The organism is Streptomyces gobitricini (genome assembly GCF_039532985.1).
GTDB classification, from domain to species: domain Bacteria; phylum Actinomycetota; class Actinomycetes; order Streptomycetales; family Streptomycetaceae; genus Streptomyces; species Streptomyces gobitricini.
This window is the reverse complement of the sequence record NZ_BAAASR010000021.1, coordinates 81,560-94,690: the sequence shown is the minus strand read 5'-3', so window position 1 is coordinate 94,690 and position 13,131 is coordinate 81,560. Positions and strand designations below refer to the sequence as shown.

Annotated in this window: 8 protein-coding genes; all 8 read left to right on the top strand. The window is 67.0% G+C overall.

Going from position 1 to position 13,131, the window contains the following annotated elements:
* Window positions 1-44 precede the first annotated feature (44 nt).
* A complete protein-coding gene (gene nusG, locus ABD347_RS19795; protein WP_344363119.1) occupies window positions 45-911 on the top strand; it encodes a transcription termination/antitermination protein NusG in 867 nt (288 codons plus the stop codon).
* A gap of 160 nt (window positions 912-1,071) precedes the next feature.
* A complete protein-coding gene (gene rplK, locus ABD347_RS19790) occupies window positions 1,072-1,506 on the top strand; it encodes a 50S ribosomal protein L11 (protein ID WP_064069966.1) in 435 nt (144 codons plus the stop codon).
* Between the two features lie 80 nt (window positions 1,507-1,586).
* On the top strand, window positions 1,587-2,315 hold the full coding sequence (rplA, locus tag ABD347_RS19785; protein WP_344363117.1) for a 50S ribosomal protein L1: 729 nt from the start codon (window positions 1,587-1,589) through the stop codon (window positions 2,313-2,315).
* Window positions 2,316-2,470: 155 nt separating this feature from the next.
* Window positions 2,471-3,433, top strand: coding sequence for an SCO4651 family lipoprotein (locus ABD347_RS19780; protein ID WP_344363115.1), 963 nt, complete (start codon window positions 2,471-2,473; stop codon window positions 3,431-3,433).
* A gap of 470 nt (window positions 3,434-3,903) precedes the next feature.
* A complete protein-coding gene (gene rplJ / locus ABD347_RS19775; protein ID WP_073753442.1) occupies window positions 3,904-4,434 on the top strand; it encodes a 50S ribosomal protein L10 in 531 nt (176 codons plus the stop codon).
* A 114-nt stretch (window positions 4,435-4,548) separates the two neighbouring features.
* On the top strand, window positions 4,549-4,932 hold the full coding sequence (gene rplL / locus ABD347_RS19770) for a 50S ribosomal protein L7/L12 (protein ID WP_156692854.1): 384 nt from the start codon (window positions 4,549-4,551) through the stop codon (window positions 4,930-4,932).
* 539 nt (window positions 4,933-5,471) lie between these two features.
* A complete protein-coding gene (gene rpoB, locus ABD347_RS19765; RefSeq protein ID WP_344363107.1) occupies window positions 5,472-8,957 on the top strand; it encodes a DNA-directed RNA polymerase subunit beta in 3,486 nt (1,161 codons plus the stop codon).
* A 96-nt stretch (window positions 8,958-9,053) separates the two neighbouring features.
* Window positions 9,054-12,968, top strand: a complete 3,915-nt coding sequence (locus tag ABD347_RS19760) for a DNA-directed RNA polymerase subunit beta' (protein WP_344363104.1) — start codon at window positions 9,054-9,056, stop codon at window positions 12,966-12,968.
* Window positions 12,969-13,131 lie beyond the last annotated feature (163 nt).

Genomic DNA, 13,131 nt, shown 5'->3' with positions numbered 1-13,131 from the left:
TTTCGCATGTTCCACCCATCTGTATCCAGGAAGAAGCAGCCACCGTGTCTGACCCGAACCTGAACGAGTCCGCCCAGGACGAGCTCGACGTCGTCGAGGCGGCCGACGAGGACCAGGCGGAAGCTGCGGACGCCGCTGTCGGCGAGGCCGCCGAAGAAGCCGCGCTTCACGTCGAGGACGAGGGCGCGGACGAGGAGCTCGTCGGGGCCGAGGACGAGACCGAGGCGGACGAGCCCGCCGAGACGGACGACGAGCCCGCCGAGGCCGAGGTCGAGGAGGAGCCCGCGGCTCCGGTCGACCCGATCGCGGCCCTCCGGGACGAGCTGCGCGGTCTGCCCGGCGAGTGGTACGTCATCCACACCTACGCGGGCTACGAGAAGCGCGTGAAGGCCAACCTGGAGCAGCGTGCCGTCTCGCTGAACGTCGAGGACTTCATCTACCAGGCCGAGGTCCCCGAGGAAGAGATCGTCCAGATCAAGAACGGTGAGCGGAAGAACGTCCGGCAGAACAAGCTGCCCGGCTACGTTCTGGTCCGCATGGACCTGACGAACGAGTCCTGGGGCGTCGTCCGCAACACCCCGGGCGTCACCGGCTTCGTCGGCAACGCCTACGACCCGTACCCGCTGACCCTGGACGAGATCGTCAAGATGCTCGCCCCCGAGGCCGAGGAGAAGGCCGCCCGTGAGGCCGCCGAGGCCGAGGGCAAGCCGGCTCCGGCCCGCAAGGTCGAGGTCCAGGTGCTGGACTTCGAGGTCGGCGACTCGGTCACCGTCACCGACGGTCCGTTCGCGACGCTGCAGGCCACGATCAACGAGATCAACGCCGACTCGAAGAAGGTCAAGGGCCTCGTCGAGATCTTCGGCCGCGAGACTCCGGTCGAGCTGAGCTTCGACCAGATCCAGAAGAACTAACCCCCACAGGTTTCCGAACAGGTCAGACCGGGTCTCGCGCCCGTTCTGACCTGCTCGGTTTTTGGCCGCGCATGGATACCCGTTATCGTTGTGCGGTATGCCTCCATCCGGATGACATCGGATGGTGGCTGAAAACTCTCACTAGGACCCGGAGAGAGCAATGCCTCCCAAGAAGAAGAAGGTCACGGGGCTTATCAAGCTCCAGATCCAGGCCGGCGCGGCCAACCCGGCTCCGCCGGTCGGCCCCGCCCTGGGTCAGCACGGCGTCAACATCATGGAGTTCTGCAAGGCCTACAACGCCGCGACCGAGTCGCAGCGTGGCATGGTCGTGCCGGTGGAGATCACGGTCTACGAGGACCGTTCCTTCACCTTCATCACCAAGACTCCGCCGGCCGCCAAGCTGATCCTCAAGGCCGCGGGTGTGGACAAGGGCTCCGGCGAGCCGCACAAGACCAAGGTCGCCAAGCTCACGAGCGCCCAGGTCCGCGAGATCGCCTCGGTCAAGCTGCCCGACCTGAACGCCAACGACCTGGACGCCGCCGAGAAGATCATCGCCGGCACCGCCCGTTCCATGGGCATCACGGTCGAGGGCTGAGCAGCCCCCGTACGACCTGTGGGAGGGCCACGCGCTGGCCCGCACCACACCTCCACACCTGAACCACACCAGGAGAAGCAGTGAAGCGCAGCAAGGCACTCCGCGGCGCGGACGCCAAGGTCGACCGGGAGCGTAACTACGCCCCCCTCGAGGCCGTCCGTCTCGCCAAGGACACCGCCGCCACCAAGTTCGACGGCACCGTCGAGGTCGCCTTCCGCCTGGGCGTTGACCCTCGCAAGGCCGACCAGATGGTCCGTGGCACCGTGAACCTTCCGCACGGCACCGGTAAGACCGCCCGGGTCCTGGTCTTCGCGACCGGTGACCGTGCTGCGGCCGCGGAAGCCGCGGGCGCCGACATCGTCGGCTCCGACGAACTGATCGACGAGATCTCCAAGGGCAACCGCCTGAACGAGTTCGACGCGGTCGTCGCCACCCCGGACCTCATGGGCAAGGTCGGCCGCCTGGGCCGCGTCCTCGGCCCGCGTGGTCTGATGCCGAACCCGAAGACCGGCACCGTCACCATGGATGTCGCGAAGGCTGTCAGCGAGATCAAGGGCGGCAAGATCGAGTTCCGCGTCGACAAGCACTCGAACCTGCACTTCATCATCGGCAAGGTTTCCTTCGACGAGACGAAGCTGGTCGAGAACTACGCGGCGGCGCTGGAGGAGATCCTCCGTCTGAAGCCGTCCGCCGCCAAGGGCCGCTACATCAAGAAGGCGACCCTCACCACCACGATGGGCCCCGGCATCCCGCTGGACGCCAACCGCACCCGCAACCTCCTCGTCGAGGAGGACCCGGCCGCCGTCTGAACCTGACGGCAGCCGCGGGTCTCGCGTGCTGAAGCCGGCCCCCGCAGTTCTCCGGAACCGCGGGGGCCGACTTGTTTCCGGCGACGGTGTCAGAGGGGTGCGTTAGGGTCTTTTCCATACTCATTGGGGAGAACACGAGGGTGGGGGTCGTACGCATGTCCGTATGGAAGCGCGCGGGAATACCGGTGGTCACGGCGGCGGTTCTCGTCGGCGCCGCAGGCTGCCAGGACGGCGACGCGGGGAACAAGAAGGCCACCGGCGGGCCGGAGCTGCAGTCCCGGGACGCCGTGACCAAGGTCGTCCAGGCGGCGTACAAGAAGACGGCGGAGGCCAAGACGGCCAAGGTCAGTATGACGATGACCATGTCCGGGTCGGCCGAGGCCGCCGGAACCATGGAGTTGTCGGGCGTCATGGGGTGGGACCCCACGCTCATGGACATGACCATGAAGGCGCCGAAGGGGATGGCGGGCGCCGGCGCGGACGCGGCCATGCCCGAGCAGATCCGTATGAAGTGGCTCGACGACGCCATGTACATGGATCTGGGCACCAAGGCCGCCGAGGAGATGGACGGCAAGCGCTGGATGAAGATGGACCTCGGCGCCATGGCCGAGGCGTCCGGGGACAAGCAGCTCCAGAAGCAGATGACGCGCGGCCTGGAGGACATGAACCAGTCCCCGGCCCAGCAGCTCGCCCTGCTCCTCGACTCGCCGAACCTCAAGCACGTCGGCTCCCAGAAGGTCGGCGGAGTCGAGGCCCAGCACTACAAGGGCACGCTGACCTTCCAGGACATGGTGAAGTCCAACAAGTCGCTCGACGTGCTCACCGAGAAGGAGCGCAAGGAGCTGGTGGACCAGGCGGAGAAGTCGGGCATCAAGGGCTACGACACCGAGGTCTGGGTCGATGAGGCCGGCTACCCGGTGAAGATGGACCTCGGCATGACGATGCCGCAGGGCACGGTGAAGATCACCGCGAACTACTCCGACTACGGCGTCAAGGCCACCGTGGTGGCGCCGCCGGCCGCCGAGACCTTCGACTTCATGAAGCTGATGGAGGAGCTCGGCGCGGCCGGTTCGGCCGGCACCGGGGCGGGCGCCGGCAGCCCCGGCAGCGGCGCCTGAGCCTCGGCCGCACACCCCTCCCGGTGGAGCGGCTCGCAGGGCCGGCCGGGGGAGCGGGGCGCCGGGCGGTGGCCGCCGGTGGGCGGCCGACCCGCCCTCCCGGGGCCTCCGCCGAGTGCGGGACACCGGACCGCGGGCCGGGGCGGGTGGGGGCCCGGGCACCTTCCTGGGCGCGGTGACGGATCACCCGGGTGGGCCGATTTGCTTGACGTCGGGGCGGTCCCGTACTCTTCTACAGAAGCCAAAGACCGCTGGTCGTTGCCGCGCTCGTCAGAGTCGCGGCGGCCGAAGGATCCGCTAGCTGCGGACGACCCGCGCAGGTGAATGTGGATGTAACTCCCGGATGCCGCTCTTCCTGAGCGCAGTCGGTCGAGTCACGCCCCGTGCGCCTGCGCCGGGGCGTTTCGTTTTGCCCAGTCTCCTTCCTTCAGCCCACGCGGTCCGAATCACCCGGAAGGAGGCCGAGGCTCATGGCGAGGCCCGACAAGTCTGCTGCGGTTGCCGAGCTGACGGACAAGTTCCGCAGCTCCAACGCCGCCGTGCTGACCGAGTACCGCGGTCTCACCGTGGCACAGCTCAAGCAGCTGCGCCGTTCGCTCGGTGAGAACGCCCAGTACGCCGTGGTGAAGAACACGCTGACCAAGATTGCGGCCAACGAGGCCGGGATCACGACGCTGGACGACCAGTTCGCTGGTCCGACGGCTGTCGCCTTCATCACCGGTGACCCGGTGGAGTCGGCGAAGGGTCTTCGTGACTTCGCCAAGGAGAACCCCAACCTGATCATCAAGGGCGGTGTCCTTGACGGCAAGGCGCTGTCCGCCGATGAGATCAAGAAGCTTGCGGACCTCGAGTCCCGCGAGGTTCTGCTCGCCAAGCTGGCGGGCGCCATGAAGGGCAAGCAGTCCCAGGCTGCCGCGCTCTTCCAGGCGCTTCCCTCGAAGCTCGTCCGCACCGTGGACGCGCTCCGTGCCAAGCAGGCCGAGCAGGGCGGTGCCGAGTAATTCGGCTCGCGCATTGATCGTGGCCCCCTAGGGGCGACGGTCGCAGCGGGCCCAACGTACGCCCGCCTCACATGTACACCCGGCACCAGCCGAATTAGTGGAAGGACCGCCATCATGGCGAAGCTGTCTCAGGAAGACCTGCTCGCGCAGTTCGAGGAGATGACCCTCATCGAGCTCGCCGCGTTCGTTTCGGCGTTCGAGGAGAAGTTCGACGTCACCGCCGCCGCTCCGGTCGCCGTTGCCGCCGCCGGTGTCCCGGGCGCCCCGGCCGAGGCCGCTGAGGAGAAGGACGAGTTCGACGTCATCCTCACCGGTGCCGGCGACAAGAAGATCCAGGTCATCAAGGTCGTGCGTGAGCTGACCTCCCTGGGCCTGAAGGAGGCCAAGGACCTCGTCGACGGCACCCCGAAGCCGGTCCTCGAGAAGGTCGCCAAGGACGCCGCGGAGAAGGCTGCCGAGTCCCTCAAGGCTGCCGGCGCCTCCGTCGAGGTCAAGTAACACCCCGCGAGTCTCCTGACTCGCTCAGCGCCCCTCACAGGGCGTTCAGAAGGGCGATCACCCATCCGGGTGGTCGCCCTTCGGCGTTGCCGGAACGCCTGCCTTGCGCTGAGCCCGGCGCGGAGTATGGTGATCTTCGCCGTGCGCCGCGCACGGCCCCGCACGGCCGGGGGCCTTGACGAACCGCACGCCGCGCGCAATTCTCAGGACGCGCCGTCACACGATCCGGATCCGAGGCATGGATCGACGGCCGAACGGGCAGTATCGATGTGCGCCAACGGCGCGAGGTGCCGCGGAGTTGAGAACAACGAGGGTCGCGAATTGCTCGCCCTGGACATCAGTGGGCCAAGTGGCTACACTGACCCTTTGCGCTGCCTGTTAGCTGCCTCCTGCCCGTCACCAGGGGCATACCCTCGCAAGAGCACAGTTGACCGACCCTCCTGACCTGGCCTTTTGTCCGGCATCAGGAAGTCTGTCTCCGTGTCCGGCGAGGGACCGGTACGCGCGTAGTGAGTCCGAGCCCTCGGAAGGACCCCCTCTTGGCCGCCTCGCGCAACGCCTCGACCGCGAATACGAACAACGGCGCAAGCACCGCCCCGCTGCGCATCTCCTTTGCAAAGATCAAGGAGCCCCTCGAGGTTCCGAACCTCCTCGCGCTGCAGACCGAGAGCTTTGACTGGCTGCTCGGCAACGCCGCGTGGAAGGCTCGTGTCGAGGCGGCTCTGGAGTCCGGACAGGACGTTCCCACCAAGTCCGGTCTGGAGGAGATCTTCGAGGAGATCTCGCCGATCGAGGACTTCTCCGGGTCGATGTCGCTGACTTTCCGCGACCACCGCTTCGAGCCCCCCAAGAACTCGATCGACGAGTGCAAGGAGCGCGACTTCACGTACGCCGCCCCGCTCTTCGTCACGGCCGAGTTCACCAACAACGAGACCGGCGAGATCAAGTCCCAGACGGTCTTCATGGGCGACTTCCCGCTCATGACCAACAAGGGCACCTTCGTCATCAACGGCACCGAGCGTGTCGTGGTGTCGCAGCTCGTCCGCTCGCCGGGTGTCTACTTCGACTCCTCCATCGACAAGACGTCCGACAAGGACATCTTCTCCGCCAAGATCATCCCTTCCCGGGGTGCCTGGCTGGAGATGGAGATCGACAAGCGCGACATGGTCGGTGTCCGCATCGACCGCAAGCGCAAGCAGTCCGTCACCGTCCTCCTCAAGGCGCTCGGGTGGACCACCGAGCAGATCCTGCAGGAGTTCGGCGAGTACGAGTCCATGCGCGCCACCCTGGAGAAGGACCACACCCAGGGTCAGGACGACGCGCTGCTCGACATCTACCGCAAGCTGCGCCCGGGCGAGCCGCCGACGCGCGAGGCCGCTCAGACGCTGCTCGAGAACCTCTACTTCAACCCCAAGCGCTACGACCTCGCCAAGGTCGGCCGCTACAAGGTGAACAAGAAGCTCGGCGCCGATGAGCCGCTGGACGCCGGTGTCCTGACCACCGACGACATCATCGCCACGATCAAGTACCTGGTGAAGCTCCACGCGGGCGAGACCGAGACGATCGGCGAGAACGGCACGCAGATCGTCGTCGAGACCGACGACATCGACCACTTCGGCAACCGTCGTCTGCGTAACGTCGGCGAGCTCATCCAGAACCAGGTCCGCACGGGTCTGGCCCGGATGGAGCGCGTCGTGCGCGAGCGCATGACGACCCAGGACGTCGAGGCGATCACGCCGCAGACCCTGATCAACATCCGGCCGGTCGTCGCCTCCATCAAGGAGTTCTTCGGCACCAGCCAGCTGTCGCAGTTCATGGACCAGAACAACCCGCTGTCGGGTCTCACCCACAAGCGCCGTCTGTCGGCTCTTGGCCCGGGTGGTCTGTCCCGTGAGCGGGCCGGCTTCGAGGTCCGTGACGTGCACCCGTCCCACTACGGCCGTATGTGCCCGATCGAGACGCCCGAAGGCCCGAACATCGGTCTGATCGGTTCGCTGGCCTCGTACGGACGTGTCAACGCGTTCGGCTTCGTCGAGACGCCGTACCGCAAGGTCGTCGAGGGCCAGGTCACCGACGAGGTCGACTACCTGACCGCCGACGAGGAGGACCGCTTCGTCATCGCGCAGGCCAACGCGCCGCTGACCGACGAGCTCCGGTTCGCCGAGGCCCGCGTGCTGGTCCGCCGCCGTGGTGGCGAGGTCGACTACGTCGCGCCCGACGACGTGGACTACATGGACGTCTCGCCGCGCCAGATGGTGTCGGTGGCGACCGCCATGATCCCGTTCCTCGAGCACGACGACGCCAACCGTGCCCTCATGGGCGCGAACATGATGCGCCAGGCCGTTCCGCTCATCAAGGCGGAGGCGCCGCTGGTCGGCACCGGCATGGAGTACCGCTGTGCCACCGACGCCGGCGACGTCATCAAGGCCGAGAAGGACGGTGTGATCCAGGAGGTCTCGGCCGACTACGTCACCGTCGCCAACGACGACGGCACGTACACCACGTACCGGATCGCCAAGTTCTCCCGGTCCAACCAGGGCACCTCGGTCAACCAGAAGGTCGTCGTCTCCGAGGGCGACCGCGTGATCGAGGGCCAGGTCCTCGCCGACGGCCCCGCCACCGAGAACGGTGAGATGGCGCTCGGCAAGAACCTGCTGGTCGCGTTCATGCCGTGGGAGGGTCACAACTACGAGGACGCGATCATCCTGTCGCAGCGCCTCGTGCAGGACGACGTCCTCTCCTCGATCCACATCGAGGAGCACGAGGTCGACGCCCGTGACACCAAGCTCGGCCCGGAGGAGATCACCCGGGACATCCCGAACGTCTCCGAGGAGGTCCTCGCCGACCTCGACGAGCGCGGCATCATCCGTATCGGTGCCGAGGTCGTCGCCGGCGACATCCTGGTCGGCAAGGTCACCCCGAAGGGTGAGACCGAGCTGACCCCGGAGGAGCGCCTGCTCCGCGCGATCTTCGGTGAGAAGGCCCGTGAGGTCCGTGACACCTCGCTGAAGGTGCCGCACGGCGAGACCGGCAAGGTCATCGGCGTCCGCGTCTTCGACCGCGAGGAGGGCGACGAGCTTCCCCCCGGTGTGAACCAGCTGGTGCGCGTGTACGTCGCGCAGAAGCGCAAGATCACCGACGGTGACAAGCTCGCCGGCCGTCACGGCAACAAGGGCGTCATCTCCAAGATCCTGCCGATCGAGGACATGCCGTTCCTGGAGGACGGCACCCCGGTCGACATCATCCTCAACCCGCTGGGTGTCCCGTCCCGAATGAACCCGGGACAGGTCCTGGAGATCCACCTCGGCTGGCTCGCCAGCCGCGGCTGGGACGTCTCCGGCCTCGCGGACGAGTGGGCGCAGCGCCTCCAGGCCATCGGCGCCGACCAGGTCGAGCCCGGCACCAACGTCGCCACCCCCGTCTTCGACGGTGCGCGTGAGGACGAGCTGGCCGGTCTGCTCCAGCACACCATCCCGAACCGCGACGGGGACCGGATGGTGCTCCCGACCGGTAAGGCCCGGCTGTTCGACGGGCGCTCCGGCGAGCCGTTCCCGGACCCGATCTCCGTCGGGTACATGTACATCCTCAAGCTCCACCACCTGGTCGACGACAAGCTGCACGCCCGGTCGACCGGTCCGTACTCGATGATCACCCAGCAGCCGCTGGGTGGTAAGGCTCAGTTCGGTGGCCAGCGCTTCGGTGAGATGGAGGTGTGGGCGCTGGAGGCTTACGGCGCCGCCTACGCCCTCCAGGAGCTGCTGACCATCAAGTCCGACGACGTCACCGGCCGCGTGAAGGTCTACGAGGCCATCGTCAAGGGCGAGAACATCCCCGAGCCCGGCATCCCCGAGTCCTTCAAGGTGCTCATCAAGGAGATGCAGTCCCTGTGCCTCAACGTGGAGGTGCTGTCCTCGGACGGCATGTCCATCGAGATGCGCGACACCGACGAGGACGTCTTCCGCGCTGCGGAAGAGCTCGGCATCGACCTGTCCCGGCGCGAGCCGAGCAGCGTCGAAGAGGTCTGACGGGTCTGGCCGGGGCCTCCTCGCGAGGCCCCGGCCCTGCCCCGGACCCGTACAGACCATGATTGAGACTCAAACCCTGAGAGGGATTGACGCATAGTGCTCGACGTCAACTTCTTCGACGAGCTGCGGATCGGCCTGGCCACCGCGGACGACATCCGTCAGTGGTCCCACGGCGAGGTCAAGAAGCCGGAGACCATCAACTACCGCACCCTGAAGCCCGAGAAGGACGGACTCTTCTGCGAGAAGATCTTCGGCCCGACCCGGGACTGGGAGTGCTACTGCGGCAAGTACAAGCGCGTCCGCTTCAAGGGCATCATCTGTGAGCGGTGTGGCGTCGAGGTCACCCGCGCCAAGGTGCGCCGTGAGCGGATGGGCCACATCGAGCTGGCCGCTCCCGTCACCCACATCTGGTACTTCAAGGGCGTCCCGTCCCGGCTGGGCTACCTGCTGGACCTCGCCCCGAAGGACCTCGAGAAGGTCATCTACTTCGCGGCGTACATGATCACGTACGTCGACGAGGAGCGCCGCACGCGCGACCTGCCGTCGCTGGAGGCCCACGTCTCCGTCGAGCGCCAGCAGATCGAGAACCGCCGTGACGCCGACCTCGAGGCCCGCGCCAAGAAGCTCGAGACGGACCTCGCCGAGCTCGAGGCCGAGGGCGCCAAGGCCGACGTGCGCCGCAAGGTGCGCGAGGGTGCCGAGCGCGAGATGAAGCAGCTGCGCGACCGTGCCCAGCGCGAGATCGACCGTCTCGACGAGGTGTGGAACCGCTTCAAGAACCTCAAGGTCCAGGACCTCGAGGGCGACGAACTGCTCTACCGCGAGCTGCGCGACCGCTTCGGCACGTACTTCGACGGTTCGATGGGTGCCGCGGCGCTGCAGAAGCGCCTGGAGTCCTTCGACCTCGACGAGGAGGCCGAGAAGCTCCGCGAGATCATCCGTACGGGCAAGGGCCAGAAGAAGACCCGCGCCCTGAAGCGGCTCAAGGTCGTGTCCGCGTTCCTGCAGACCAGCAACAGCCCCAAGGGCATGGTGCTGGACTGCGTGCCGGTCATCCCGCCGGACCTGCGTCCGATGGTGCAGCTGGACGGTGGCCGCTTCGCGACCTCCGACCTCAACGACCTGTACCGCCGCGTCATCAACCGCAACAACCGCCTCAAGCGTCTCCTTGACCTCGGCGCCCCCGAGATCATCGTGAACAACGAGAAGCGGATGCTCCAGGAGGCCGTCGACGCGCTGTTCGACAACGGCCGCCGCGGTCGCCCGGTCACCGGTCCCGGTAACCGCCCGCTGAAGTCCCTCAGCGACATGCTGAAGGGTAAGCAGGGTCGCTTCCGTCAGAACCTGCTCGGCAAGCGAGTCGACTACTCGGCGCGTTCCGTCATCGTCGTCGGCCCGCAGCTGAAGCTGCACCAGTGCGGCCTGCCCAAGGCCATGGCGCTGGAGCTCTTCAAGCCGTTCGTGATGAAGCGCCTGGTCGACCTGAACCACGCGCAGAACATCAAGTCGGCCAAGCGCATGGTCGAGCGCGGCCGCACCGTGGTGTACGACGTCCTCGAAGAGGTCATCGCCGAGCACCCGGTGCTGCTGAACCGTGCGCCCACGCTGCACCGCCTCGGCATCCAGGCCTTCGAGCCGCAGCTGGTCGAGGGCAAGGCCATCCAGATCCACCCGCTCGTCTGCACCGCGTTCAACGCGGACTTCGACGGTGACCAGATGGCCGTGCACCTGCCGCTGTCCGCGGAGGCGCAGGCCGAGGCCCGCATCCTGATGCTGTCCTCGAACAACATCCTCAAGCCGGCCGACGGCCGTCCGGTCACCATGCCGACCCAGGACATGGTGCTGGGCCTCTTCTTCCTGACCACGGACGAGGAGGAGCGCGAGGTCAAGGGTGAGGGCCGCGCCTTCAACTCCTCCGCCGAGGCGATCATGGCCTTCGACCGGGGCGAGCTGTCGCTCCAGGCGAAGGTCGACATCCGCTTCCCGATCGGTACCGTCCCGCCGCGTGGCTGGACCCCGCCGGTCGAGGAGGAGGGTGACGACTCGGTCGCGGCCGGGGCGTGGCAGCAGGGTGACTCGTTCCGCCTGCGGACGACCCTGGGCCGTGCGCTCTTCAACGAGCTGCTGCCCGAGGACTACCCGTTCGTCGACTACTCGGTCGGCAAGAAGCAGCTCTCCGAGATCGTCAACGACCTCGCCGAGCGCTACCCCAAGGTCATCGTGGCGGCGACGCTCGACAACCTGAAGGCGGCCGGCTTCTACTGGGCGACCCGCTCCGGTGTCACCGTCGCCATCTCCGACGTCGTCGTTCCCGAGGCGAAGAAGGAGATCGTCAAGTCGTACGAGGCTCAGGACGAGAAGGTCCAGAAGCAGTACGAGCGCGGTCTGATCACCAAGGACGAGCGCACGCAGGAGCTCATCGCGATCTGGACCAAGGCGACCAACGAGGTCGCCGAGGCGATGAACGACAACTTCCCCAAGACGAACCCGATCTTCATGATGGTGAACTCGGGCGCTCGAGGAAACATGATGCAGATGCGCCAGATCGCGGGTATGCGCGGTCTGGTGTCGAACGCCAAGAACGAGACGATCCCGCGTCCCATCAAGGCGTCCTTCCGCGAGGGCCTGTCCGTGCTGGAGTACTTCATCTCCACCCACGGTGCCCGTAAGGGTCTCGCCGACACCGCCCTGCGTACCGCCGACTCGGGTTACCTGACCCGTCGTCTGGTGGACGTCTCGCAGGACGTGATCATCCGCGAGGAGGACTGTGGCACCGAGCGCGGTCTGAAGCTGCGGATCGCCGAGCGCGGCGCCGACGGTGTCCTCCGCAAGGCGGACGACGTCGAGACGTCCGTGTACGCGCGGATGCTCGCCGAGGACGTCGTCGTGGACGGCAAGGTCATCGCGCCGGCCAACGTCGACCTGGGTGACGTGCTCATCGACGCCCTGGTCAACGCGGGCGTCGAGGAGGTCAAGACCCGCTCGGTCCTGACCTGCGAGTCCGCGGTCGGCACCTGTGCCTTCTGCTACGGCCGGTCGCTCGCCACCGGCAAGCTGGTCGACATCGGTGAGGCGGTCGGCATCATCGCCGCCCAGTCCATCGGTGAGCCCGGTACGCAGCTGACGATGCGTACCTTCCACACCGGTGGTGTGGCCGGTGACGACATCACCCAGGGTCTGCCCCGTGTCGTCGAGCTCTTCGAGGCTCGTACGCCCAAGGGTGTCGCCCCGATCTCCGAGGCCTCCGGCCGCGTGCGGATCGAGGAGACCGAGAAGACCAAGAAGATCGTCGTCACCCCGGACGACGGCAGCGACGAGACGGCCTACCCGATCTCGAAGCGCGCCAAGGTCCTGGTGCACGAGGGCGACCACGTCGAGGTGGGCCAGAAGCTCACCGCGGGCGCCACCAACCCGCACGACGTGCTGCGCATCCTCGGCCAGCGTGCCGTCCAGGTCCACCTGGTCGGCGAGGTCCAGAAGGTCTACAACTCGCAGGGCGTGTCGATCCACGACAAGCACATCGAGATCATCATCCGGCAGATGCTGCGCCGCGTGACGATCATCGAGTCCGGCGACGCGGAGCTCCTGCCGGGCGAGCTGGTCGAGCGGTCGAAGTTCGAGTCGGAGAACCGTCGTGTGGTCACCGAGGGCGGTCACCCCGCCTCCGGCCGTCCGCAGCTGATGGGTATCACCAAGGCGTCGCTGGCGACGGAGTCGTGGCTGTCCGCGGCCTCCTTCCAGGAGACGACCAGGGTCCTGACGGACGCGGCGATCAACGCCAAGTCCGACTCCCTGATCGGCCTCAAGGAGAACGTCATCATCGGTAAGCTCATCCCGGCCGGTACGGGCCTGTCCCGCTACCGCAACATCCGGGTCGAGCCGACCGAGGAGGCGAAGGCCGCGATGTACTCGGCCGTCGGCTACGACGACATCGATTACTCGCCGTTCGGCACCGGCTCCGGCCAGGCCGTTCCGCTGGAGGACTACGACTACGGTCCGTACAACCAGTAAGCGAGTCGCTTGATCGACCGAAGGGCGGTCACCCCGTTTCGTACGGGGTGACCGCCCTCGGCGTTTCCGTGTGTCTGTTTCGCGGGTTGGCGTTCGGGTGTGGTGCCGCCTGTGCGGCTTCCGCGCGTTGGCGTCTGCGCGTGTGGTTTCCGCGCGCGCGCTT

Coding starts and splice junctions, on each gene's coding strand:
- ABD347_RS19780 (WP_344363115.1), top strand. CDS start 2,471: ATGTCCGTATGGAAGCGCGCGGGAATACCGGTGGTCACGGCGGCGGTT.
- rplL (WP_156692854.1), top strand. CDS start 4,549: ATGGCGAAGCTGTCTCAGGAAGACCTGCTCGCGCAGTTCGAGGAGATG.
- rplK (WP_064069966.1), top strand. CDS start 1,072: ATGCCTCCCAAGAAGAAGAAGGTCACGGGGCTTATCAAGCTCCAGATC.
- rplJ (WP_073753442.1), top strand. CDS start 3,904: ATGGCGAGGCCCGACAAGTCTGCTGCGGTTGCCGAGCTGACGGACAAG.